General features: G+C 51.2%; 23 protein-coding genes. 6 read left to right on the top strand and 17 right to left on the bottom strand.

Features of this window, described 5'->3' with window-relative positions; translation table 11 throughout:
- Nucleotides 1-28 precede the first annotated feature (28 nt).
- The 3 genes from thiD to ACGS9J_RS14975 all read right to left on the bottom strand — a co-directional run bounded on the left by thiD (nucleotide 29) and on the right by ACGS9J_RS14975 (nucleotide 3,310).
- Nucleotides 29-829: a bifunctional hydroxymethylpyrimidine kinase/phosphomethylpyrimidine kinase gene (gene thiD / locus ACGS9J_RS14985; RefSeq protein WP_442231658.1), complete on the bottom strand. Its 801-nt coding sequence runs from the start codon at nucleotides 827-829 to the stop codon at nucleotides 29-31.
- Complete coding sequence (gene thiM, locus ACGS9J_RS14980; RefSeq protein ID WP_442231657.1) at nucleotides 826-1,620, bottom strand: hydroxyethylthiazole kinase; 795 nt, start codon at nucleotides 1,618-1,620, stop codon at nucleotides 826-828. Before thiM ends, thiD begins: the two co-directional genes overlap by 4 nt.
- 988 nt (nucleotides 1,621-2,608) lie before the next feature.
- On the bottom strand, nucleotides 2,609-3,310 hold the full coding sequence (locus tag ACGS9J_RS14975) for a helix-turn-helix domain-containing protein (RefSeq protein WP_442231656.1): 702 nt from the start codon (nucleotides 3,308-3,310) through the stop codon (nucleotides 2,609-2,611).
- A 703-nt stretch (nucleotides 3,311-4,013) separates the two neighbouring features.
- Between ACGS9J_RS14975 and ACGS9J_RS14970 the strand changes: the two genes are divergently transcribed.
- Nucleotides 4,014-4,652, top strand: a complete 639-nt coding sequence (locus ACGS9J_RS14970) for a helix-turn-helix domain-containing protein (RefSeq protein ID WP_442231655.1) — start codon at nucleotides 4,014-4,016, stop codon at nucleotides 4,650-4,652.
- A gap of 79 nt (nucleotides 4,653-4,731) precedes the next feature.
- Here ACGS9J_RS14970 and ACGS9J_RS14965 read toward each other — a convergent pair whose 3' ends face one another.
- From ACGS9J_RS14965 to ACGS9J_RS14920, 10 genes are all read right to left on the bottom strand, one after another.
- On the bottom strand, nucleotides 4,732-5,397 hold the full coding sequence (locus ACGS9J_RS14965) for a LuxR C-terminal-related transcriptional regulator (RefSeq protein ID WP_442231654.1): 666 nt from the start codon (nucleotides 5,395-5,397) through the stop codon (nucleotides 4,732-4,734).
- A gap of 162 nt (nucleotides 5,398-5,559) precedes the next feature.
- The gene (locus ACGS9J_RS14960; protein WP_442231653.1) at nucleotides 5,560-6,204 is read right to left on the bottom strand and encodes a LuxR C-terminal-related transcriptional regulator; all 645 of its coding nucleotides are present in this window, start codon (nucleotides 6,202-6,204) and stop codon (nucleotides 5,560-5,562) included.
- A complete protein-coding gene (locus tag ACGS9J_RS14955) occupies nucleotides 6,201-6,905 on the bottom strand; it encodes a hypothetical protein (protein ID WP_442231652.1) in 705 nt (234 codons plus the stop codon). Before ACGS9J_RS14955 ends, ACGS9J_RS14960 begins: the two co-directional genes overlap by 4 nt.
- Nucleotides 6,906-7,286: 381 nt before the next feature.
- Complete coding sequence (locus tag ACGS9J_RS14950; RefSeq protein ID WP_442231651.1) at nucleotides 7,287-7,808, bottom strand: fimbrial protein; 522 nt, start codon at nucleotides 7,806-7,808, stop codon at nucleotides 7,287-7,289.
- Between the two features lie 30 nt (nucleotides 7,809-7,838).
- Complete coding sequence (locus ACGS9J_RS14945) at nucleotides 7,839-8,354, bottom strand: fimbrial protein (protein ID WP_442231650.1); 516 nt, start codon at nucleotides 8,352-8,354, stop codon at nucleotides 7,839-7,841.
- 193 nt (nucleotides 8,355-8,547) lie between these two features.
- Complete coding sequence (locus ACGS9J_RS14940; RefSeq protein WP_442231649.1) at nucleotides 8,548-9,063, bottom strand: fimbrial protein; 516 nt, start codon at nucleotides 9,061-9,063, stop codon at nucleotides 8,548-8,550.
- Nucleotides 9,064-9,152: 89 nt separating this feature from the next.
- Nucleotides 9,153-10,097 (bottom strand): fimbrial protein, encoded by a 945-nt coding sequence (locus tag ACGS9J_RS14935; RefSeq protein ID WP_442231648.1) that lies wholly within the window; start codon nucleotides 10,095-10,097, stop codon nucleotides 9,153-9,155.
- Between the two features lie 5 nt (nucleotides 10,098-10,102).
- Nucleotides 10,103-12,685, bottom strand: coding sequence for a fimbria/pilus outer membrane usher protein (locus ACGS9J_RS14930; RefSeq protein WP_442231647.1), 2,583 nt, complete (start codon nucleotides 12,683-12,685; stop codon nucleotides 10,103-10,105).
- A gap of 94 nt (nucleotides 12,686-12,779) precedes the next feature.
- On the bottom strand, nucleotides 12,780-13,457 hold the full coding sequence (locus ACGS9J_RS14925) for a fimbrial biogenesis chaperone (RefSeq protein ID WP_442231646.1): 678 nt from the start codon (nucleotides 13,455-13,457) through the stop codon (nucleotides 12,780-12,782).
- 93 nt (nucleotides 13,458-13,550) lie between these two features.
- Nucleotides 13,551-14,078: a fimbrial protein gene (locus tag ACGS9J_RS14920; protein ID WP_442231645.1), complete on the bottom strand. Its 528-nt coding sequence runs from the start codon at nucleotides 14,076-14,078 to the stop codon at nucleotides 13,551-13,553.
- 900 nt (nucleotides 14,079-14,978) lie between these two features.
- On the opposite strand from ACGS9J_RS14920, the gene ACGS9J_RS14915 reads away from it, so the two are divergent.
- Nucleotides 14,979-15,401, top strand: a complete 423-nt coding sequence (locus tag ACGS9J_RS14915; RefSeq protein ID WP_442231644.1) for a GNAT family N-acetyltransferase — start codon at nucleotides 14,979-14,981, stop codon at nucleotides 15,399-15,401.
- A 36-nt stretch (nucleotides 15,402-15,437) separates the two neighbouring features.
- Here ACGS9J_RS14915 and ACGS9J_RS14910 read toward each other — a convergent pair whose 3' ends face one another.
- On the bottom strand, nucleotides 15,438-16,667 hold the full coding sequence (locus ACGS9J_RS14910; protein ID WP_442231643.1) for an MFS transporter: 1,230 nt from the start codon (nucleotides 16,665-16,667) through the stop codon (nucleotides 15,438-15,440).
- Between the two features lie 94 nt (nucleotides 16,668-16,761).
- On the opposite strand from ACGS9J_RS14910, the gene ACGS9J_RS14905 reads away from it, so the two are divergent.
- On the top strand, nucleotides 16,762-17,208 hold the full coding sequence (locus tag ACGS9J_RS14905) for a winged helix-turn-helix transcriptional regulator (RefSeq protein ID WP_442231642.1): 447 nt from the start codon (nucleotides 16,762-16,764) through the stop codon (nucleotides 17,206-17,208).
- Between the two features lie 90 nt (nucleotides 17,209-17,298).
- Entirely contained in the window at nucleotides 17,299-18,084 is a 786-nt protein-coding gene (gene rluF / locus ACGS9J_RS14900) for a 23S rRNA pseudouridine(2604) synthase RluF (protein WP_442231641.1), read from the top strand.
- A gap of 94 nt (nucleotides 18,085-18,178) precedes the next feature.
- Here the strand turns inward: rluF and ACGS9J_RS14895 are convergent, their stop codons facing one another.
- Entirely contained in the window at nucleotides 18,179-21,184 is a 3,006-nt protein-coding gene (locus ACGS9J_RS14895; RefSeq protein ID WP_442231640.1) for an autotransporter outer membrane beta-barrel domain-containing protein, read from the bottom strand.
- Nucleotides 21,185-21,402: 218 nt separating this feature from the next.
- Nucleotides 21,403-21,717 (bottom strand): lipoprotein, encoded by a 315-nt coding sequence (locus tag ACGS9J_RS14890; protein ID WP_041414827.1) that lies wholly within the window; start codon nucleotides 21,715-21,717, stop codon nucleotides 21,403-21,405.
- 178 nt (nucleotides 21,718-21,895) lie between these two features.
- Between ACGS9J_RS14890 and ACGS9J_RS14885 the strand changes: the two genes are divergently transcribed.
- Nucleotides 21,896-22,528 carry a LuxR C-terminal-related transcriptional regulator gene (locus ACGS9J_RS14885; RefSeq protein ID WP_442231639.1) on the top strand — a complete coding sequence of 211 codons (633 nt, stop codon included), beginning with the start codon at nucleotides 21,896-21,898 and terminating at the stop codon, nucleotides 22,526-22,528.
- Entirely contained in the window at nucleotides 22,525-24,306 is a 1,782-nt protein-coding gene (locus ACGS9J_RS14880; RefSeq protein ID WP_442231638.1) for an ATP-binding protein, read from the top strand. Before ACGS9J_RS14885 ends, ACGS9J_RS14880 begins: the two co-directional genes overlap by 4 nt.
- A 79-nt stretch (nucleotides 24,307-24,385) precedes the next feature.
- Here ACGS9J_RS14880 and ACGS9J_RS14875 read toward each other — a convergent pair whose 3' ends face one another.
- Nucleotides 24,386-25,219: an enoyl-CoA hydratase/isomerase family protein gene (locus ACGS9J_RS14875; protein ID WP_442231637.1), complete on the bottom strand. Its 834-nt coding sequence runs from the start codon at nucleotides 25,217-25,219 to the stop codon at nucleotides 24,386-24,388.
- Nucleotides 25,220-25,231: the final 12 nt, after the last annotated feature.

Raw genomic sequence — 25,231 nt, 5'->3', positions numbered from 1 at the left:
CAGACCATAAGGGTAGCAAAAAGTTGACTCACCACCAGGCATGAAAATGATGCACCGGCCCGATGCCGTGGCCCACTTCCAGCGTATCCGCCTGCAGCAACGCCTGCTGCAAATAGTCCTTGGCGGCAGCGACCGTTCCGGCCCAGTCGTCGTGACGCGGACGCAGCGCCGCCAAGGCGGCTGACAGCGTACAGCCGGTGCCGTGAGTATGGCGAGTCGCCACGCGCGGCGCGGTAAATCGCTGCTCTTGCTCCGCCGTAAACAGCCAATCCGGGCTTTCGCTTTCGCTAAGGTGACCGCCTTTCATCAGCACCGCCTGGCACCCCATCGCCAGGAGTGCCCGGCCCTGCTCACGCATCTGAAGTTCATTTTCCGCCGGGGCACACGCCAGCAGAGCCGCCGCTTCCGGCAGGTTCGGCGTGATGATCGACACCAGCGGCAACAGCTCACGGCGAATCGAGTCCACCGCCTCCGACGCCAGCAGGGGATCGCCGCTTTTCGCCAACATCACCGTATCCAGCACCACAAACGACGGCCGGTAATGGCGCAAACGCTCCGCCACCGCCTGCACGATATCGGCGTTGGCCAGCATGCCAATCTTGGTGCTGTCGATGCGCAGGTCACTGAACACCGAATCCAACTGGGCGGCGACAAAGGCCGGATCGATATGGTAAACCGACTGCACGCCACGGGTATTTTGCGCCACCAGCGCGGTGATCACCGAAGCACCGTAGGCCCCCAGCGCAGAAAAAGCTTTCAGATCGGCCTGGATACCGGCGCCACCGCTCGGATCGGTCCCGGCAATGGTTAATGCGTTAATTCGTTTCATTGCAGTTCCTCCGGGCGCAGTTGATACAGGGCGTCGAGGAACGCCGGGGTAAAACTGCCTGGCCCGGCGGCGCGGCGTGTCGCTCGTTCACCGCAAAACGACATCACCCGACAGGCGGTCGCCACGTTGTCCAGCCGATCGCCCGGTAAACTGCAAAATGCCGCCACTACCGCAGAAAGTGCACAACCGGTACCGACCACGCGCGTCATCAGCACATCGCCACCGGCGACCGCCCAGTCACGCCGACCATCGGTGATGTAATCGACAACACCGGTCACCGCCACCACGGCACCGCTGCTGCGCGCCAATTCACGTGCCGCCGGTAACGCCGCCAGCGAGTCGTCTGCGCTGTCAACGCCACGCCCATTAGCCTGCAGGCCGTTCAGCGCCATGATTTCAGACGCGTTGCCGCGGATCGCCGTCGGCTTCTCGCCCAGCAAGCGATGAGCAAATGCAGTGCGATAAGCCAGTCCGCCGACCGCCACCGGATCCAGCGTCCAGGGGGTTTTTGCCAGGTTGGCGGCTTCCACCGCAGCTAACATGGACTCGGCGCGCGAGGCATTGAGGGTACCAATATTGATCAGCAACGCATCCGCCAGCCGACTGAACTGCGCCGCTTCGGTCGGTTCCACCACCATCGCCGGGGAAGCCCCGAGCGCCAACAGGACGTTCGCCGTCAGTTCCTGCACCACGTCGTTGGTCAGGCAGTGGATCAGGGGCGATTGGCGTTTAAATTGAGTCAAACAGGCCGCGGCGCGTGCGCCGGGTAAAACATCAGGTCGAGCGAGCATATTCCTCCCAACCGGCGTTCAAGAAGGCGGGTACCGGTTGGGGCACCGAGACTTCCCTACGCTGGCATAATCCAGATCACGTCATTTGGTGTTGTCTCATGAAACACCAAGACATCTCAAATACCAATAAAATCAACAATAAACAGATAGATACTGTACGCACCTCATGATAACTCTATAACAACCCCAACAGCCTTTGGTATAATTTGGGTGCATAGGAAAACTGGATTATACCCATGCTAAAAACAAAAACCGAAGTTCAGTGTTTCTCTGTTCCAGAAAGTAACACCATGAAAAAGGAAAACGTGTTTTACAACGGCTGACCGGTTCGTATCCGGTCGCTCGCCGCCCCCTCTGGCGTTATCACCAAAAGTGGGAGATACCTTCATGCATAACGAGTTCGACATTACTTTAGGCACCTTTCAGCCAATCGAATAGGTAATCCATCTGGAACAAGCACTGTACTTGCCAGAAGAAAGATATTGACTGGGATATTCAATAATAGGCCTTCACTGATTTTCACACTTTCCATATCGCATGAGTGTAGCCCCCTCCCCTATTTCAAACCATCGCGGGGTTGGGTAACTGAATTAATGTAGGGTATAGTGGTTCAATTTTTTAGCAACACGATTGACAATATCATAGCCAATTGTGAGCAATGTAATATTATTCTACCACCCAACGTGCAAGTAGGAGATAAACCGATGATGGCTTTTATTATAGCGCACACATATAGATTTACTTTTCTTTAGCTGATAGTGTTTATAAAATGAATAAGCACTAATAAAACTTAGAACAACCACCGATAACAACACAACCCCTCCAGTTAAGTATTGGTTTTACATCAGGAACAGTGCAACATCATATTATTCGCAACTAAAAACTTATAATTGATTTTTTATGAACATCAATCACAGTCATGCTAATTTATATAATTAAAAAAACCTGCATAGTAATCAAACTAATACCAGCCCGGCAGAGTTAAACTTCAAAACCTCTTCGGCAACGAATTCACCTTAATAAGCAGGCCTTTTTTTATAATGATATAGCCCCCCACTTTTAACGATGATAGCGTTTTCATAATCCCGCTGCGAGAAAGCAGGCTGCGTTCTTGAATATATTCCAATGCAGTAGTTGTGGCTCTTATTTCAAAACTCTCAGCACTGAGTGATGTCAACAAGTTACAAATCAATTCGTAATTACTGATACCCACGGTTTCTTTTTGGTACTCACTGAACCGGGTAGCAGAAAGCATTAACATATAACAAATGCTCTTCCAGAGGTTATTATCATCGATATAAGACAAGAGTTCGTCCAGCGGAATCATGCCGTACTCCACGTCGCTTATAGCCAAAAGATGCACATCAGACTTGGCATGAAATACATCGTGCAAACCAAAAATAGTTGGCGCTTTGATCGTCGACAGTACCAGTGAATCATTCGTTCTCTTGGCGATACAAGTGCCTCTATAGAGTAATAAACACATTTTTTTATCGCTGCGATCAAGATAGAACCGTTGGCCACTCCGGCCTTGTTTTACCGGAACGATGAGTTTTGTGGCGTTCAGCACTTCCTCAATAGAGGTGGTCGGTTCAGTCCGTTCTACAACTTTACTAAAATCATACATACCATTTGCTCGAATGAATGATAAAACCCTGCCATTTTTCATGGCAAGCCAGAAAGTCAGCACGAAGTTATATTTAAAAAAACATGATAAGTACTGTCCCTGAATACACTCACAAAGAGGTACTTACTGGAATAAAACAATCAACTTATTTACGATTGATGAATAGTTCATAGACCCCTATACACCCTTACGCTAACTCCCTTTATAATAAAATAATGTCACTACCATCCTATCGCCAAGATAACTGGTATAATTGATATTATTTTCGGACTTCTCTGTTGAGCATTATCTTATAGTCCCCTTACAGTCTCAAAGGGTTTGTAGTTCATTTTAACCCCCAAAGTCCAAAAATAGACAAATCAACCCTATCAATACTTAAACTTGCGTACACAATTCACTTGCGGCTTCTGCGCCTAAAGTAGAACTTTCCCTCTGAAAATAAAATTATTGCAGATTTTTCATCCAGTCACTCTCACATGATATAATTATTCATCCGTAGATAGTTTATATCGCTTTAATGGTTTCAATAGTCACAAACCACTGTGCACAGTCAGTCATCGCCGTCTTTTAGGACTGCGCCATCTGCTATCCTCCTAAAGTGAATTAACCATCAGGTCATTTTGAAATGCTCAATGGATTATTACTGTGTTTCCATCCGGATGTGGGTCACCCTGATTAAAGAGAAATTTGGTGCCATTAACTTTACTTATCAACAACCAGGATTTATCTTATCTTTAATTTCGTAACACCTTGTCGGTGATAACGTATGAAGATCAGCAATAAAGTATTCGCCGATGCCAAGCCGGTGGAACATATTCAGGCGCTGCAAGATTCCCTGCTTAGCGTAACCCCAGTGAAAAAGGCCAAAACAGGGCAACGTTTTTCGTTTGACTGGCGCGATCAGAAGATGTGCTTTCTGCTCGTACAAGGCGAGTGTGTCGTCAAACGCGCGAATGACGCTCTCATTTTGGCCGCCATGAAGGCCCCCAGTATCGTTGGCATCAGTGATTTCACACCAAAGCAGGCCGATTTTTTCATCCAGGCCAATACCGCCATTGAATACATCTACCTGCCACAGGATGATTTTTTGCGGCACGTTGAACAACACAACCTGTGGAAATCTGTTGCCTATTCACTGATGTATGTGAGTTCACGATTCAGCATCTACATGCAGTCGACGACCGCAATCCCGACTTATAAATTGATTTGCAACCTGTTGTATGCACTGAATGATGAGGATTTTGAAACCCGAGCGTCAGTTCCCGCTGCCAGGTATATTATGGAAAGAACCTCGCTGTCCCGCAGCAACGTGATGAAAACCTTGTCAGCCCTGAACATCGGGGAACATATCGTCATAAAACGCGGATTATTATTAAAAATCAATAAACTACCCGATAAATTCTAAAAAATATGACATTCCCCCTGCCAACGCCCCCCTTATTTCCCGTACTCCCTCGACAGTGGTAGTTTGGCAAATCACAAGGTCATGTCATATATAGCGGAGTACCAGGTTTTGACGACTGCCCTTTTTCTATAAAAAGACTTTTCATTGTTACCAATTGGGCATAATTTCTCATCCCCAGCTTATGCATGGCATTAACCTTATGGCAGGAGATAGTTTTGCCGCTACGCATCAATAACACCGCAATCTCGTCGACAGAGAACTCCTGTACCACCAGGTTTATCACTCGCCGTTCCAACACTGAAAGCGTCGCGCCATCCCCCTCTTGCATATCGCAATAGGCATCGGGCGATAGCCCATGATCCGTAGCCATAATACGTTGTAGTTGCGTTTGCCATACCACCAGCGGGTCTGCCAAATTCATGATGCAAGCCACCTTCAGGCGACGCAATAGAGAGACCAAATAGGGCATAGCCGAATCCAATATGATCATCAGGCGGATCTGCGGTTGGGAAACTCGCACCTGTTGGATAAACTGCAACACCAGAGGTAAATCAACCTGTTTGACGTTGAGCGAAATAATCAGCAGGTTCACTGACCAGATATTCAGGCTTGGTTTCACACTGGCCACATGTTTGCAATGCCAACTTAATGTCGTTGAATAGGTACTTAATAATGCCCGGATACCGGCCTGAAACATATGACACGGTGATATCACCGCAACCCGCTCGTTCACGAAGCTTTTCATTACTCCCTATCCCTTATCGGAACCTGCATCCTTATCGTTAACTACTTTATTCTGCCGGAGGCAAAGCGCATCACCGCACACTGAGGTAGCCAGTGTTCGAGGTTAATTAACGCCAAGCAAGATACGCTTATAGGAGCAAGCTCAGGAGCCGCTTTTACTTTATTAAAAAAACTGTCTGAGAGAGAACAACCCGGCATCGTTATTAACCCCCAGCTTATGCATCGCATTACGTTTATGGGCACTGACGGTCTTGATGCTACGATGCAGCCGAGCAGCAGTTTCAGTCAGGCTCAAACCACGAAACAGATATGTCAGTACCTCATACTCGCGGGATGTCAATTTCTGGCTAATAAGCTCAGTTCCCCTGGAATATTCAGCAATGGCATACTGGATCAGCGGGCTACACACCTTCTCGCCCAGTAAAGCCAGCAGAAAATATTCACGCGCCTGCTCTTGGGACTCCTGCCGTGATATCAGGCTTACCTGCGGGAAGTGATTGAGTGACGAAAGCAACTCGCCACAATGACTATAGGTATAAATAATCTGTCGAATATCGGGGCGGTTCAGGCAGAGTAATATCAACGCTTTGCCACCTTGTTGCTCCGTTTCCTGCTCGCCGGCCAGCTCGCTAATCAAGAGATCGAGCGGGTTGTCCTCAAGAGTTTCATGTAAATTCATTACCGAAGCGGCTTGCAGGGTGCAGCGCATATTAGGGCGTAATACCAAAACAAACTGCTCGATACCCAGACGGGTCAATGGGCTTTCATCCATGATGGCCATATTGACCATCGGTAACATCGTATTCATATGTCGTTCATATCGGGTGCGTTAAACAGACCATTTGGCACCATCCACTGTCCACGAGTGAACAGATCATTGTTATTTCGGTAGCCAAGTTTACCCATTGCGCTGCGTTTCTGGGTACTGATGGTGCGAATGTCCCGGTGCATTTTTAACGCGGTGTTGCCGACGCTGCTGCCGGCTAACACCTGGGCAAGGACATCAATTTCCTTATTGGAAAGCATCGCCAGACAATCACGATTATCGTTAAACAGTTGCTGGATGGTCGGGCTATCTTTATAGCTCCCGCTCATCGCGAACCGAATACACTGTTCGATGGCCTGCAATGAGTCATATTTATAGCAAATACTGCAAACATTCAGCGCTTTAACTTGATGTAAAAAATGGGCATCGATCAACGTTGTACACACCACCACAGGGGTAATAGGCCACTTTGACTGACAAGAAGCGATAACGCGCAACCCCTCCAGCACCGACTCATCTTTACCGCACAGATCCATCACGATCACGCTGGGTGAATGCGCTATCATTGCCATTGGAATATCGGAGGCCTTACTGAGCAACATAATCTCTGTGTTATTAAACACGATACTATTTAATATATGACGCAGACCGTTGCGTGTCATCGGGCAGGCGTCCATAATTAATGCATTGTTTTTTTTCACTATTGCCTTATAAGTCATATTATTTTCTACGTTGATGCCCATGTTTAACCTGGTTGATTAACCAGAACAATAAATAACTCATCATAAATAAAAATAATTTAAAAAAAAGCCTTATAAAGGCTTAAAGTCAGGCTGTGGTTTTTGGAACTTTAAATATCTTAGCGATCAACGTTTACCCGCCAATGCTTGACTAAAAAAATACCGACATAAAAATATTATGCCGGTGAATTTAATTGTATTTTAGACACCACCAATTTCAATCTGACCGACAGAGTGTCAATAAATAACACCGCTACCATGGTCATAAAAACAACGCCATACCTTACAATGGCCAATCCGTGCTATAAATATAGAAAATAACGTCGGGCAAAACCAATGAAAAAAGGTCCATTTTCCTACCGATGATCCAAAAAAAGACAATATTTATTGATAGGTAAAATTCAACAGCACGACGCTGGTAAAGGTTCCTGCGACAGCGTTACCTTGCACGCTGTATAGCCGCGCGGCAAGATTGTAAATGGCACTGTGCTGCGCATCCACATTCGCGGTCATTTTGCTGCCATTGCCCTGCACCACAGAGCGATCGGCATCCTGTACCATCTGTACCGCCACGTTCTGTGCCGCCGCAGCCGCACTGCTGTTGGCATACAGGGTCGCATCGTCAACTGACGGAGTACCGGTAAAGGTCACCGTTGCCTTGCTGGTAGAGGCAGGGCAGTGGGTTAGCTTGACCGCGAACGACTTCCAGTCACCGGCCGACCCCGCCACCTTTAAATCGGTAGCACGCATCTGACCAAAATCGACGTTCTGGTTAACTGAAGCACTGTCAACCGTACAGGCGCTGGCGACGATGATGCCATTGATATCGAGATCGGTAGCCTGAACGGCACTACTCATCATTCCTGCCGCCACCAGCAACAGCGTGCTTGTTATCAGCTTGCTCATTCAGGCTTCTCCTGTTAAAAAAACCGTGCCTTAGTTATAGCTAAAGGTCGCCTGTACCGTCGCTACAATCGTCCCAGGCGTTGCCGCGCCCTTGGCATAAGCTCGGCTCTGCAGCGCATAGGTTACCGTGCGGTCGGCCTGAACAGACTGGGTGATATTCGTTGTCGGGCCTTTTAAGTTGCCGGTGCTAGCTTGCAGCACTTCCACCGCCACGTTAGAAGCGGTACCCGTACTGATATAACGGGTTGTCGCTACCGGATCCGCAGTGCCACCGAAGGTCACCACCGCGCTGGTGGTAGCGGCTGGGCAATCTTTCAACTTCAACTGGAAGGGAACCGCGGTAGAAGTATTCCCCACTGCCGCCAGATCGGCAGCCTGAATGGTGCCCAGATCGACGGTCAGGTTGGAATTGGTGGTATCCACCGTGCAAGGTGACGCGACGACCAGGCCGTTGATGGCAATGCTGGTGGGAGCAGCCTGGGCCGTGGTGATCCCCGCGGTGATGAATAATGCGGCCAGTACGGTATGTTTAAATAATGCGTTCATCGTTAATCCTTATCTTCTCTAAGTTTGTTTTGCTGCGCTAACACCATTGGGCAAGCACAACATCCCTGTTGGTGGTTTAAATCGGTTATTGGCTGGCAGCCTGAACAACGAGAGCGAGCATTCCCGCCACCCGCGGTGGCAAGATGCTTTTATCAAACCGGTTTATTCAAGCTATCCGGTTAAAAACCGTGCTTTAGTTGTAAGTAAAGGTAGCCAGTACCGTCGCCACAATCGTCCCTGGCGTAGCCACACCCTTGGCATAAGCTCGGGTTTGCAGCGCATAGGTTATCGTGCGATCAGCCTGAATAGACTGGGTGATATTCGTTGTCGGGCCTTTTAAGTAGCCGGTGCTCGTTTGCAGCACTTCCACCGCCACGTTAGAAGCGGTACCGGTGCTGATATAGCGGTCTGTCACTACCGGATCCGCCGTGCCACCGAAGGTCACCATTGCGCTGGTAGTGGATGCTGGGCAATCTTTCAGCTTCAACTGGAAAGGGATCGCCGTAGAGGTATTCCCCACCGTCGCCAGATCGGCAGCCTGAATGGTGCCCAGATCGACGGTCAGGTTGGAATTGGTGGTATCCACCGTGCAGGGTGACGCCACTACATTGCCGGTAATCGTGATATTGACCGGATCGGCCTGAGCCACAGTCATACCCGCGGCGATCACCAACCCGGCTAATACGCTATGTTTAAATAATGCTTTCATCACTACCTCTTGCTATTCCTTGGTTTTTTTTGGCTGCATTAATCCCCACTGATTAATACAGCGTCCGTACTTGCTTATTAAAGCGTTAATTACTGATAGGTTAATTCCAACGTCGCCGTGGCATTAGCCGACCCTGTCGTCACTGCCGATTTTGTCTGATAATATTGCGCAGTAAATGGGAAAGTTTCCTGTCCGCCCATAGATGTTTTCAGAATCATATTAGTATTAAGTGCCATCGGACTACCGTTATAAAGGATCTGAATGCCTACTCCCGTGGCGACACCATTACTACCTGCGCCAGTCAACTGCAATACACCACTGGCACCGGAGTCGGTATTTTGGTTACCGATCAATTTGGCATTAACACGGGCGCCAACATCGCAATTTAGGCCAACATTAAACGCTTTAGGTTTTGATATAGACCCTACCGCGGTCAGGCTACTGGTCAATACATCATCTAAAGGAACTTGAATATTTGGCGTTGTAATCGAACAGGCAACAGGGTAGATCGTCCCGTTACCAATAGATACGGTGTCATAATATTGCGGAGCCTGATAAATATAAATCTTACCTATAGTCCCAGTACTTAATGCCCCACCACCAACACCACCAGAGGATAACTTAATTAGCTCAGCAACAATCGGAAAATAAGTTGACAAATACGCATCAGCGACTTGAGGTGAACTAAAATTAAAATAAAGCCCGTTGCGACTAAGCCTTATCCCCACTCCTGGTATATTTGTCAGAAACACATTATTGATTGAACTGGAAGTTGTGAACAACGTATGCTCAGCCATTCTTGTGTAACTAGTATTGCATCCTATCGCACTCGAGTCCCCTCCGGGATAATACGCATTAGTGGTATTCAATACACTACCTACGGGTGCATCGCGCTGTACAATAACGCTTCCAAAATTTATTGTCGCATTTAAAGTAGTTCCTGAGTCTCCAAAACCACACGTTGCAAACGATATGTTTGAGCAGCCTAGTAACGCTAAGAAAATTATAGTTTTTACTATTGTTAAATGTTTCATTAAATTTACCTGCACTGACCGTTCATTGTCTGAACGCCCGTCTTTGTTGTCTGTTTCACCAGGGAGTACTGCACTTGGCACTGTTGCGAGGCTTCATTACCCCATTTAACGGTTAAGGAGCCGCTATCATTCAGACCGGTGAGATAAACCTGTCCGCCGTCACCGACGATAAAGCCTTGTGCCTCTTTCTGTGCCTGATCGGTGACCGTGGCACCGAACGGAATAGGCGCTCCGCCCTGGCGTAATAGGGTCATTAATACCCGATTACCGACGTTGGCTTTAAAATTGGCCTCAACCACCGCGCCTCGGGTCGGTATCACGTTCTGGCTGGTCAAGGTCAGGTCTACGTCGTCCGGTAAGGTTTGCGTATTCAGCTGGACCTGGTTTTTGCGATACGGCGAGGCGTAAGGCACGATGGCATAGCCGCGCCAGTCGGTTTTTACCCCGGTCTGGTTGCTGACACCCACGCCGTTGGCCCCTGGGGCTTTCACCAAAGCAATGGTTTCACCCAGCGGTTGGCCCAGGGTGACACCGTCCCGATGGACCACTACCCCACCTTGCAGGCCATAGTTCAAGCGCTCGCTATTCCTGTCGTAGGCATAGCCGCCGTTGACTTCGCCGTAGGTGCCCCGGTAATCCGCGGTCAGGTTGCCGCTGTTGCCCTGGCCCTGGCTGCCATAGCCTTCCTGCATGCTCCAGCTTAGGTTATTACCCGCCAACGCAGTGCCGTTCAGGCCCAGGGTGTTGGTAGTATTACCGTGTTTGCTGGTGTTCATATTGTGGGTCAAATAGGTATTGCTCAGCCAACGTGACAATGGCACGCTGACGTTAAAGGCAAAGACCTGGTCACGATCGTACACGCGGCCAGAGCTGTAACTGCCGCCGTTACTGTCGTTGTAGGTACTGCCCGCGGTCGAGTTTTCGTTATAGCTGTAGTTCAGGCCATAGCTGATACCGTTCCAACTGTTGTTGTAACCCACACCGATCGACTTCATATTGCGATCGCTGTTCCAGTAATCTTCACTCACCAGACTGAGCGACAGCGAGCCGGCATTTTCCCACAGGTTCTGGTTCATGGTGATTTCAGCACGGTTACGGCGGCGTTCGGTCAACGGCGCACTATCACCACTGCGATAGGTATCCAACACTTCCTGCAGGCTATAGTAACCGGCGGTCGAGTAGCGATAACCGGCGATGGCGAAGTTGGTTCCGGTCTGCACAATGTCCTTGCTGTACCGCACCCGCCACGACTGGCCGTTGTCTTTCGGCTGATCCTGCATGGTGGACCAGGCCTGAGTCACGTCCGTCGAAACGGCCCCTAAATCCCCCAGGTTTTTACCCACGCCTAACGCCAACGATTGATACTTGCTGGCAAACTGACCGCCGCCATAGGCGGTAAAGCCATTTTTCAGGCCGTAAATAGCGGTACCCTGACTGAAGGTAGTTTTATCGATAGCGCCGTCATAAGAACGATACTGTCCGCTGGTCACGGCAAATTTCAGCCGTCCTTCACGTTGTAATACCGGCAGTGAGGCAAATGGCACTACCAGTTGCTGTTCGCTGCCGTCGGCTTCCTTGATGGTGACATACAGGTCGCCGCTGCCGCCGGTCGGGTACATATCGGTAATTTCAAACGCCCCCGGTGCCACATAGCTCTGGTAGATCACATAACCGTTCTGGCGGATGATCACCTGCGCATTGCTACGGGCGATACCGCGGACTACCGGCGCATAGCCTTTCAGGCTGTCCGGGATCATGTCATCGTCAGAGGCCATCTGCGCACCGCGGAAGGGTACGCTGTCGAACACGTCCGACGGTGAACTGGAGTCCCCCAACGTCAACTGGCTTTTCAGGGCCACAATATCGCGCTGAGCATAGGTATAAACCGTATCCCACTGATCCTGCCCATTGCTGTCGCGGTTGTACGTTGTGTAGTTGCGCAACCGCCACGGACCCACGTTCAGCCCAGGACGCAGGTTGACGTACTGGCTGTCGCTATCTTGTGAGGTAGCGTTACGCGCAGAACTGTTGGCACCGGTCATGCTGTAGTTGAGCAACAAGGCCGGAATGCCGTTATCCCACTGATCCGGCGGCACATAACCGCGCGCGGCCTGTGACACCGCCGCCTGCGGAATACTGATCAACAGTTGCTGCGCACTGAAGCGATATTCCGTACTGGCTTGGGGAATCACGCTCAAATCGGCACATTCACCGTCGCCCAGCCCTGGGAACAGCGTGGTTTTCACCCCCATCGCAGCCAACGCTTTGGCACTCAGGCAAGGTTGCAGGCTCTGCTTGCCGTCTTTGCCTAGTACGGATTTAAACACCACGTCACGGGTATCCACCTGATCTTTGTTCAGGTAAACGTCAACGTGGTAAGTGCCCGGTGCCTGGCTGCCGCTGTCTTCAAATACCGACAGGTCGGTAGTGCCCTGCTGCGGGTTATCCACCTGCAGCAATTCGGGGTTAAAGTAGTCCCGCGCCTGAGCGCTGAACGTGAGGCTACCCAACACTGCGGCAACCAGGTAGGCAAGCTGGCTGATGCGTGGAGCATGATGCCGCGTGCTTTTATTATGTGTGCTATTCATCCGTTATTGCTCCAATGCCTGCAAGGCCGGGTGGTTGCCCTGGTTCCCTGCCTCACAACCCTGTGAGGCTGAAGTTCTCTGGTGTAAAATCGGCTTACATCGCGCCGGTATGCAATTCACCGATGCCGCCGTAATCACTGATAATCTTCCACTGCACGCTGCCACCGGCTGCTCCTGCCGGAAGGGCAAAACTGGCGCTGCTCATCGGTGCTACATAGGTGGCTTCCTTGACTTCTTTACCGCCCACGGTGACCTGCTGGAAGTTCATATAGAACGGCGTTGGGTTGGTGACCTGCAGTTGGCTGCCGCTACGTTGCCACTTCAGGTTTTTGGTCACCTCTTCCGGTACCCCTTTCAGGCCCTGCGGACGGAAAATCAGCTTGATACGCGTTTTTACCGCCACCTGCAGGGTATTTTTCCCCTCCTCCTTGCTGCCCGACGGGATAGATTTGATGTTCAGCCAATAGAGCGTTTCCTGGCTGTTGGAAAGGTTGCCGCCTGCCCGCACCACGCGCAGTACGTTGTTCTGCCCGCCATCAAGACGAAACAGCGGTGGCGTGATCATAAAGGGGGCTTTCTCAGCGCCACCACCGGTCGTATCAACCCAGGATTGGATCAAATAAGGCACTTTGTCCGGATTACTGACGCTCAGTGAAGACTCCTTTTTACTACCGTCATAAATCATTCGGGTTCCGCCCACCACCACACCTGCCTGCGCAACACTCGCGGTAAAGATCAGGGCGGCGGCTAACATGCTGGGTACAAATTTCATTTTTCAATTCCACATAAGATTAAGAAGAACGGGCCGGCGCATAATGGCGCCGACCCGGGATTTCAACGCCCTGTAACAACAGCAGGCAAAATCTTAGTTGTAGATAACGGTGAAGCTAGCTACGGAGTTTGCCGGGCCTGCAGTTACGGTGGCAGCGTTGGAGACATAACGCGCTACGAAGTCCAGGTTGTTAACACCGGTAGAAACCAGTGGGTAAGACGCCGAAGCGGTATACAACGGCAGTACAGACTGAGAAGAATCGGTCAGTTGGATGCCAACGCCGGTTGCAACGCCAGTTTCCTGGGTCAACGCCAGAACTTTGTTATCACCGTTTGCTGCAGTACCGTCGAACTTGACGGAAGCTTTGGTTACGGTTGTTGGGCAGTCTTTCAACTGTAAAGTGAAGCTGGTAGCAGCAGCCGTATCGCCCGCTTGTTTGAACGAAGTTTTAGAAACCTGGCCCAGAGTGACGGTCAGCGGGTTGCTCATATCGTTAACAACGGTACAGGCGGCATCAATGATTTCGCCGTTGAAGTTAACCTGGCCATCAGCTGCAAATGCAGAAGCAGCAGACAGGATAGAAGCGGTAGCGATAGCAGCAGCAATAAGATTCTTTTTCATGACAATATTCCTTGATAATTAAATGGTCGCCTGTAAATGAGAAAAATATCCCCAACCACCGTATTAAACTGATGATCATTCACCCGGCTTTTCCATGATTAATGTTGATTGGCAATATCTTTACAGATAGAAATACAGTAATTTAAACCCTTCATTTAATAGGCAAGTCACGAAGATATTTTCGTTCCCCACCTATAAACCAGGACCGTATTACTTAAGGCATCCCTTCTCTGTTGATGCGTATTATCCACGGCGTTAATTACAGCTCAACTGATTTCGAGTGCATATATACAACCAAAGTCTTTTTTTGGATCACAAAACTATTTTTATTATTATGCCAATTGAATAGCACACCTCGGCTATTTCGTTACGTATTGATCTTTAAATCATATCCCTCCATACGCCGCTGCCTGATCGACTAAGGCGTCGCCAGTGGCAGAGCAGTATCGGGGGTGAAAATGGTGGGGCGAAGGGATTGTTTGAAGCACAGTGCCGCTGCGAAGCGCTGGGTCGTCGATCAAACAAAGCAGGTAGTCACTCTTCGTCAGGAACGGTGCAAAACATATTTCTTCTGACCAGGATTACGGTTGTTGCAGAGATACGCTGTATTTCGTTAACTCTGCTTTATTACCATGGAATTCTTATTTTGTGGCAAATGGAGGAGCGATATAGGCTAGTCGAATTCCTACTGTTCCACCAGAATGGGTTAGTTCGCTGTGTTTTGCATCTCTAACAGGGTTTTCATAACCTATAGATTATTGCTAAAAATTAGCTTGAATACGGGTAAAATCTCAGCCGCCGCGTATTGCGCAGGGCACCCCGAGTCAAGACGGCCATTATTGGGGTTGCCGTCGGTGAGGTCAATCGCGCTATAGTGTCAAAAAATAAAAAGGAGATGCCATGCAGATAAGAAAATACCAAGAGGCCGATCGCCCCTTCCTGCGCACCCTGTATTTGGCTGCGCGCAAAGCGGCGTTTCCATGGCGCGACACCGAAGATTATCGGCTGGAAGATTTCGATCGTTCAACGCTGGGCGAAGACATCTGGGTGGCGGAAGATCAGGGAAAACGGCTGGGGTTTGTGTCGATTTATCGCCAGGACAACTTTATTCACAACCTGTATGTCGATCCGCATCTGCCGCCGCTCGGCGTCGGCAGCGCCCTGTTGCAGGCAGCGGAGAACAGCTTTACCGCCACCGGCTCGCTGAAATGCCTGGTGAAGAATGAGAAAGCGCTGGCGTTCTATCACAAGCACGGCTGGCGGACCATCACCACCGGCAATGACGGCGGTGAAGAATATTACCTGCTGCACTCGCCTAAATGACGAATGCGCCGCATCTGGCAAGGTTGCCGGCTTTCATTATTCCAATGCAGCCGGCATCGCACGCAGCGTCAGCCCCCAGAACAATAAGGCGATCAAACTGACGCCCGCCCCCAACCAGCACACGCCATGCCAGCCCGCCAGGGCGAATACGTGAGTGCTGGCAAAAGCGCCCAGCCCGCTGCCTATGGCGTAAAACAACATATACCCCCCCACCAACCGGCTGTGTGCCTGTGGATGGGCGCTGAAGATCAGGCTCTGATTCAGCACATGAATGGCCTGACCGGCCAGATCGAGCAACACAATGCCGATAATCAGCCATCCCAGGCCATAACTCAGCATGCCGAGCGGCAGCCAGGCCAGCACTAACAACAGCAGGCAGATACCGCTCGCCCACTGCGCTAAACCACGGTCTGCCAGGTGGCCTGCCCGTACCGCCGCCAGCGCGCCAACCGCCCCCACCAGACCAAAGGCGCCAATCACCGAATGCGAAAAATTGAACGGTGCCTGGCTGAGCGGCAGCACCAAGGCACTCCAGAAGATGCTGAACGCCGCAAACATCAGCAACGCCAGCATGCCACGGATTTGCAGCGTGCGATCGCGCAGTAACAGCGTCAACATTGAACGCAGCAAGGCGGGATAACTGAGCGTTGAAGGCGGCGTGCTGGGCGCGGGCAACAAGCGCGCCAGAATCGGCAGTAAAACCAGCGTCACACCGGCGGAGAAAAAATACACCGTGCGCCAGCCTCCCACGTCGGCCAGCGCACCGGACAGGGTGCGCGCCAACAGCAGGCCCAACACGACCCCGCCTTGTGCCGCGCCCACCACCCGCCCGCGTTCATGCGGTGCCGCCAGTGTAGCGGCAAAGGCGATCAGCCCCTGAGTCATAGCCGTGCCCAGTAACCCCACCAGCAACATGCCGATCAGCATAAGCAGGCTACTGTTTGCCCAACCGACCATGCACAATGCGGCAATCAACAACAGTTGCTGTACCGCTAACAGCCGGTGGCGATTAATGCGATCCCCCAGCGGTACTACCAATAACAGCGCCAACGCGCAACCAAGCTGGGTGGCGGTGATCACCATACCCACCGACGCCACGCTGATAGCAAATTCCTGGGCGATGGCATCCAGCAACGGCTGGGCGTAATAGACATTTGCCACGCTAAAGGCGCTGGCCCCAGCCAGCAACAACACCAGCGAAGCCGGCAGCCGACTCCGCGCCCCAGCCTGCGATACACAGATCGGATCCAGTATTTTGTCACTCATCGTTCGCCCCAATGTGGTTTCATTATTAAACCCAATGAACTTTACGCGTGAGGGTTTTATAATGCAACCAGATCTCGTTGCAGGAGGAGCAGCCATGAAACGTAAAAGTTTGGAAGACGCCCAGTGCCCGGTGGCCCGTACGCTGGATGTGATTGGCGACTGGTGGTCACTGTTGATTGTGCGCGATGCCTTCGACGGGGTGCGCCGCTTCAGTGAATTCCAAAAGGGCCTGGGGATGGCGAAAAATATCCTTTCTACCCGTCTGCGTACCCTGGTGGCGCACGATATTCTGGAGATTGCGCCCGCCTCGGACGGCAGCGCCTATCAGGAATATATTCTCACCGACAAGGGTCGCGCCCTGTTTCCGGTGATTGTCGGCTTGCGCCAATGGGGAGAAGACCATCTGTTCGCCGAGCAAGAGGTGCATTCAACGTTAGTCGAAAGCGACAGCGGCCAACCGATCCCGCGTATGACGCCAACCGGCAGCGCCGGGCAAACACTCACGCCGCTGAATACCCGGGTGGTAAAGGTGGGTGAGTAAGACCTTGAATATAGCTTTCGCCGTTCAAACGTCTTGCTCAGTCGCTGCGTCCCGCGGGTTACTGTATAGTCCGCGTTTTACGGGGAAACCATGCTGACTCACTCATCCATTCGTCTGAACAAATACATTAGCGACAGCGGCATCTGTTCTCGCCGCAGTGCCGATCGCCATATCAAACAGGGCAACGTTTTCATCAATGGCCAGTTAGCCGCCGTGGGCGCTCAGGTATTTGTCGGGGATGCAGTGCACGTTAACGGCCAGCGGATAGAGCCACGTGATGCGCAAGATTTGGTGCTAATCGCACTGAACAAGCCGGTTGGCGTCATCACCAGCATGGGAAAGCACGTGCAAAATAACATCGGTGATTTCGTCAATCACAGCAAGCGCACCTTCCCTGTCGGCCGTCTGGACAAAGATTCTCAGGGGCTGATTTTCCTGACCAATCACGGCGAACTGGTCAATAAGATCCTGCGTGCCGGCAATAACCATGAAAAAGAGTATCTGGTTACCGTCGATAAACCGGTAACCGACGCGTTTATTCAGGGCATGAGCGCGGGCGTGCCGATACTGGATACGGTGACTCAACCATGCCGGGTGGAGAAAACCGCGCCACAGGTGTTTCGCATCATCCTGGTTCAGGGGCTTAACCGCCAGATCCGCCGCATGAGCAAATATTTTGGTTATGAAGTCACCAGGCTTGAGCGTGTACGTATCATGAACGTCGATTTAACCGGGTTGCCGCTGGGTGAATGGCGGGATTTGACCGGTGATGAACGGGCCACGCTGTTTAAGCTGATTGAGCACTCTTCTTGCGAAGATATTCGCCTGCCCGCTTCACTAGCGCCAGACATCAGCCAAAGTCTCGATACGGACTGAACGCGCCCGGGAACAGAGATATCGTCAGACAGCCAGGCAAAACCTTATGTTGCCCAACGATATCTCAGTATTACGGATCTTTATCCCCAGTGGATCAGAATGACCATCTGATATTGGCATTGACTGAATTAACCTGAGTATCAGAACCGTATTGCCCCTGATAACCGAGATCCAGCGAAGTGGAACGCGACAGTTTCACGCTCACACCGACATCCGCCACCAGCAGATTGTCATCAACAGCCTGCCCCTGGGTGATAAAGGCATCGCTACCGGCAAATGCCATGCGCGATGATGTGGTTTTATCACCGTAAGCATGCTGCCAACCTAATGAACCGTAAAGGCTGACGTTTTTCGGCAACTCAGTAGAACCCCGCACACCCAGCGTTGAATAGAATGTATTCATCGTTTCATTACGAACGCTAAGTGCTGCGGCACCGCCTTTCTCCTGGAAGTTATCCGTATGCAGACGGATATAGCTCAGATTGATGAACGGCTCGATATTCGCCTCCAACTGCCCAAAGCGGTAACCCGCTTCGGTGAACGCCAACAGTGAGTCTGCGTCATAGTTGGACTTGAGACGATCCGAGTAATTGCCAAAATTAACGTCGCGCTCATTTTCGAGCCGGTGCCAGCTGTAGCCCAACGCACCGCGCAGGGAGAAAGCATTCTGCTGCCCTGCGGCGTACAGACCCAGGTGGTAATTATCGCTGTCGGCACTGGAACGACGGCTATCGACATCATAGTCGCCACGGCTATAACCCATATATCCCCCAATGCGGATGCTGTGATCAGCGAGTTTACGATCGGCCCCCAACAGGAAGCCACTGGTGTTGCCGTCCAGTTTTCCAACGTTGTCGTTGCCGCTGTTTCTCACCCAAGAACCGAACGTCTGGCCCCAAATGCCGTTATTTTCAGCCTGAGCAGGCTGAACCAACGTCATCGCTAACGGTGGAACCGGCAATGCATCATTATCAAATACGCGCAGCATGCGTTGATTCAAAACATCAAGCAGCATGTTACTGCCTGCGATCAGGTTAGATTGTATGGACGGATAGACTTCACCAGACAGTTGATTGAACGCATCACGCGATTCCGGTGCACTCAACAACAGCAAGGAGTTGTACAAGGCCAATGAAGGGCCGCTCTGCGCCAATGTCGAGAGCGCACCGGCGGTATTCCACTGATTACTGGTTTGCGTAACCGTTTGGAAAATACCGGGCTTGCTGCCCTCGCCTGGGTTGCTGCCTTCACCTGGGTTGCTGCCTTCACCTGGGTTGCCACCTTCACCTGGGTTGCCACCTTCACCAGGGTTGCCACCTTCGCCTGGGTTGCCACCTTCGCCACCTTTTTGCGCAATCGTCAGATCCACGGCATTAGCACTGTGGTTGAGGGCAACGTCCAAAAATGCAGATTTTGAGACAGCTTGCGCAAAACGGCCGTCGATCCCCCCATCCGAGGTCAAAATGCGGTAACTTTGGCCGGTTTGATAGCTGGTTTGCGGATCCAGTGCGGTCACCTGTACCTTGGCCCGATCGCTGATGGTGGTTTTACCTGCGACGACCAATTTATCGCTGCCGCCATCTCCGGCGATATCAACGTCGTAGAAAGATTCCCCCAGGAAATTCAGATAGCGTTTCAGCGTCAGGGTGCCAATATTACCGTCACCAGGCGAAATGTGGCCCCCTGACTGGATCTCGGTCTGGCCTAAGGTACCGTTACCGCCCAACGTACCGCCAGACTTTATCGACGCGGCGCTGCTGTAACCCAGACCATTACTGACGTCGGAACCGGCTGTCGCATTAAGGATCAGCGTACCGCCATTTTCGGCGCTCAACGTCTGCACGTCGAAAGGGCTGTCTTCCGGCTGCGTATTGATATCGCTGGCAATAGTGATTTTCCCGCCGCGCGCGGTCACATTCGCCTGGAGTTGAGTGAGGTCACCGCTCAAGGTCGTCTGCCCGGCCGTGTTGATGACTTCGCCTTCACCTACCATCTTGTTGCGGAAGTCGTAGTTATCTGAATTATGATTAAAATATACGTAGCTGCCGAACAGGCCACCCCGCAAATTAACCACCGTCTGGACATCAACAGTACCCGCACCACCTGCTGCGCCGAGCGTAGGTTCGGTCAAACCGGTACCGGTATCCATGTTGCCGCGGCTACCGATGATTAACGCGCCTCGGTTAGAACCGGAGCCGGTGTCTCCCAGTTGCAATTGGTTATTGCCGGCGGAGAATAAACCGCCATCGACAACCGACAGTACCCCGTTGCCATAGTCCCCCACGCTGACGTTGCTCGCACTGGTAAAGCGAGAACCCTGGCCGGCGATGTAAAGCTCTGCGGTTTTCCTTGAGCCCGACACCCCGGCAATCTGCGCGCTGCCGACGTTGATCGCCCCACCGTTCAACACGTCCACATCCCCGTTGGCGGTGAGTGATTGGGTAATATCCCAGCGAGAATTATTGCCGGTCACCGTGGCTTTGGGGTTTAGCTTGTCCGCCTCATCAGGACGGAAACCGCTGTCGATTCTGGCGGCGGCAGTGGTGGTCACTATCCCGCCATCTTCAATCAGCAAAGTGGAACGGGCGCCTTGCCCGAAGCCAAGTCCGAGATTTTCACTGATCACCCTCGAGCCGGCACCTTTGACATTAAGGTGGCTATCGTAACCCCCAGTGGTACCGACAATAATTTCCTCCGCAGTAACCAGGCCGCCTTCTTCCACCCACAATGTTGCCAGGCCCAGATTTAAACTGCCATGCATGACGGATGAGTCGTTGATCGCGTTTAATACCGCGTTCGGTCCTCGGACCCTAACCGAACTTTGGTATATTTGACCATCAGAGCGGCTGCCGATATTAATGTTATAGGCGTTGATTTCACCATTATCGATCAAGAGATTTCCGCTTTGATTACGGCCGACATAAACATTCCCGGTGTAGGCTAAAGATTCAGTAATATGTGATTCACCATCAAAAATAGCATCATCAGCACGTGCCATATCAGCAGGGCCTATCAATATCAATGGCGCGGAAAAGAGTGCAAGGTAAACTTTGGAAAGCGGTTTTCTTACCGCTAAATCATGCGATGTTTTATCTTTCATGTTTTCTCTCCGGCCCAATTATCTTGATGCCATCTACGTTATTATTTATATGAAAAACTCAATGCATTAGAGGATATGTGGTGCGTTTTGCGAGAACATGGGCTGATTGTCATCGAGGCACGAGCTTATCGCCCCCCAGCGCTAACGCCTCGATGCCAAACTTATGGGAACTGCAGGTCTACCCTGATTAACCGCCCCCGCTTCGAGCATTAGATGAATTATTTATGCGTGACGACCGGTGTGCAGCTTGGGGTGCTTAGCGAAGGGGCCGAGCCTAAAATGCCAGGCATCATCATCGAGGAGCAGTCGAAGATCCGTCCTTTCTCCGTGGTGGCGCGGTAAGAAAGTTTTTGCCCGCCTAGGGCATCGGGTTGGGCGCCATTCACATTGGTCACGGTAATTTCATCCGATGAGCCCAGGCCCAGCATTTTAGCCGTTTCTGCCTGCAGCAAAGGTATTGCCTGATCGGTTTTCAATGTTGAGCAGCCGGCTACCAGAAGCGTAACAGTTAAAGCGATAAGTGGTTTTCTCATAAATTATCCTTTGTAACCAAACAGATCAAAACTCTGAATAGTTCTATGTTTTACCTTATCCAAATCCCCGAATAATATATTTCCCTTTCCTAACCGAAAAAACCCTCCTAAAGTAGGGAGGGTAGAAAATAAAAAATTACCAGACCAATCTGATACGTTTAAGCGAAAGGAGAGACCTTTGGGGCAGGATTATGCGCTGGTCGTTGATGACCATCCTTTGGTGGCAAGCGGTATTGCCCATTTTCTGAATACGCATTGTCGATTTAAACATGCCTACGTGATGGCAAACGAAGAAAATTGTTATAGACATATTCTGGAAAAGGGTGCACCGCGTTTAATGGTCATCGACTTTTGGTTATCCGATGGCACAGCATTAAAAATGCTTAAAGAAATTAAAAAATTGTACCCACAGGTTAGGTTATTAGTGGTCAGTGGTGATGAGAATAATGAAATATGGCAAAAAGTGCGTGATGCCGGGGGGCATGGTTTTGTGCTTAAAAATGAGCCCCCCGAATTATTCGCCAAAGCTGTCGCGGCTCTGATCGAAAACGGCACCTGGTTCCCTATGGATAACGTCCTGGCTGTAGTCAGCGCCAAAAACCACCTCCAAAATTTCAACCTAACACCGCGACAAATAGAAGTGTTAACCATGATGATGCGCGGCTTGCCCAATAAAAGAATCGCCTTGCAACTTTCTATTTCAGAACCCACGGTCAAAGAACACATCGGTAATATTCTCAAAAAATTAGGCGTAACTAGCCGAGTAGAAGCCATTACGCTGCTCCATGGCAGGCAGGATCATTCGCAATGAAATTACTTCAATCATTACAAAAGGATGAAATCCACCCACTTTCACAGATCCGCCTGCTGGACAATACCTTCATGCGGTTGGTTTTCAGCTTTACCGCCGTGCCCTTTGTCGGTATTCCTTTCGCCATTTGGCTCTATTTATTGGGGAAAGAACTCACCCCAATAATTGTCTGGATAGTAATATATCTGCTCTGCGCATTGGCCATCAGACTATGGCATCACCGCTATCGTCATGAGACCCGAGAAAATAATACCAGCACCGTAATTAACCGTTGGTTACCGCGTATTAACAAAGTCGCTTTCGTACATGGCTTGGGTATTTCATCCTTATATTTAATCACCCCAGAAAAAAACAGTTTCGATTTCTTCCTGTTATTAAACATCAGTATCGCGGCCATAGTTGCAGCCAATGCAACCCATCTGACCCCGGTCATAAGCACCTTTACACGTTTTTTCTTCGCCTCTTGGGGTGTACTTATTCTTGGCATTATCTGGCGGTTAGACGACGTCATGCCGATCGTGCTGATGCTCAATTTGCTTTATGGGTTCGCCATTTACCGGCATGCATTAACCTCGCATGCCTTCTTTATTCAGCAAGCCCGCCTCGAAGAGAAAAGCTCGCGCCTTGCGGAACAATTTCGGCAGGCCAAAGAAGAAGCGGAGCAAGCCTTGCTCGATAAAAACCAGTTCCTGACCACCGCCAGCCATGATTTGCGCCAACCGGTACACGCCATGGGCTTTCTTATCGAGGCCATCATCCACAAAAACCGCGATGTCACGCTGATCCCCCAACTGCTGGATCTCCAGCAAAGCGTGCGCTCCGTGCACCTGATGTTTAATTCTTTGCTCGATCTCAGCAAGATTGAATCCGGGAACGTCAGCACCGCAACCCCCCATGTCGATATCGGCGCGCTGCTTGACTCGGTGATTACCCTGTTCCGCGAAGAGGCGAACAGCCGCGCATTATCCTTGCGTACATGGCGACCCAAGCGACGCATTGCCCTGATGGGCGATCAATTACTCATCAGGCAATCATTGATTAATCTGATACAAAATGCGCTGCGTTACACCCAAAAAGGCGGCGTTTTGATAGCGATCCGTCCGCAAAAAGAGTCCTGCTTAATCGAAGTTTGGGATACCGGGGTTGGCATCGCCGACGAAGAGAAAAGCAAAATCTTTTCCCCCTACTATCGTCCCGAACTGGCGTGGAAAATCGACAGCGCCGGTCATGGGTTAGGTCTTGCGGTAGTGGCCCGCTGCGCCAAATTGATGAAGGTGAAATACGGCATGCGCTCCGTGGAAGGCAAAGGATCGCATTTCTGGATGCGTTTTGCCCTCAGCAGCGGTGAATTTACCATGCCAGAAAACCTAAATGCCTATGCCAACCCCCTAACGCCTACCCGCTATAAATCGTTACGCGGCGCCTGCCTGGTCGTGGACGATGATCCGCTGGTCACCTCCGCCTGGTCAAGCCTGATGAATACCTGGGGCATCAGGGTACGCTGTGCCGCTTGCGCAGAAGAGGCTTTTGCGATCATTGACGAAGGTTTCACCCCTTTCGCCGTGCTGTGCGACCAACGGCTCCGTTCTGGCGAAAGCGGCTTCGATATATTGAAGGCGCTGTTCGAACGCCTGCCCGATACCAGTGGCGCCATGGTCAGCGGAGAATTCAACTCCCCCATTTTGCAAGAAGCCGAGCAGGAAGGTTATCTGGTATTACGAAAGCCGCTGGAACCCGCACAGCTGCATGCGTTGCTGTCGCAATGGGCGGGCCGTTAGCACGACTTGTGGGAGCTTCCCTGGCCGGAACAAGACTGTAAACAACTGGATCCATTTCCGGCTGGACAAGATTTAGGGCTTAAATACCAAGATTACGCAGCAGACCTTCGAGGTCGCGCTCCCCTTCCTTGGTTTGGGCCCCCGCCTTAAGTCCGCCCCGGATAAGTATCTCCGCAGCGGGACGCTGGAAAAGCCCCGCCCAGGCATCATGCTCACGATAAAAACCTTCCCGTAAATCTGCCCCTGGCATCGCCTGTTTAGCCGCCGCGATCACCCCCTCTGGCAAGGCCGCCATGTTGAGCGCCAGACGTTCGACAAAGCCGTCGAGTTCACTCGCTGGCAATGCGCGATTAATCCACCCATAGCGTTCTGCGGTCGCGGCGTCTATCAGGTCGGCACCCAGGATCACTTCAAGCGCGCGCCCACGCGTCATTCGATTCGTCAGATATTGCGTCGCACCACCGCCGGGCGTAATGCCCATCAAGGCTTCACATTGGGCCAGCCCTGCCAGCCCTTCGGCGGCAAAAGCCATATCGGCCGCCGCAACGAATTCTGCGCCGCCTCCCCGTACCAGCCCGGCAAGCTTAACGATAGTGACCTGTGGTTGGCTGCGCAGAAGCTCACCGAATGCCTGGAATGGGTTGAGCCCTTCCGGTGCTTCACGCGCCAGTTCGTCGAAGGCGTGCGGCTCATCGATTAAAGTCATATCGACATGCGCAATGAAGAACTCCGGATCCGCGCTCTGGAAAACCAGTACGCGTGTATCCACATCATCACGCACGGCGAGCAGTAAACGACTGATCTCCGACATCAGAGCTACATCCAGTACGTTGACCGGCGGATTATCGAGAGTGACTGTCAAGACGCCCTTCGTGTGAGACACACTGAGTTTGCTGTAATCGGTATCTGTCATATCAATGCCCTT

The organism is Serratia quinivorans, assembly GCF_052113645.1.
GTDB classification, from domain to species: domain Bacteria; phylum Pseudomonadota; class Gammaproteobacteria; order Enterobacterales; family Enterobacteriaceae; genus Serratia; species Serratia quinivorans_B.
Note: the sequence above shows the minus strand (reverse complement) of the source record. Positions and strands in the feature narration are given on the sequence as shown.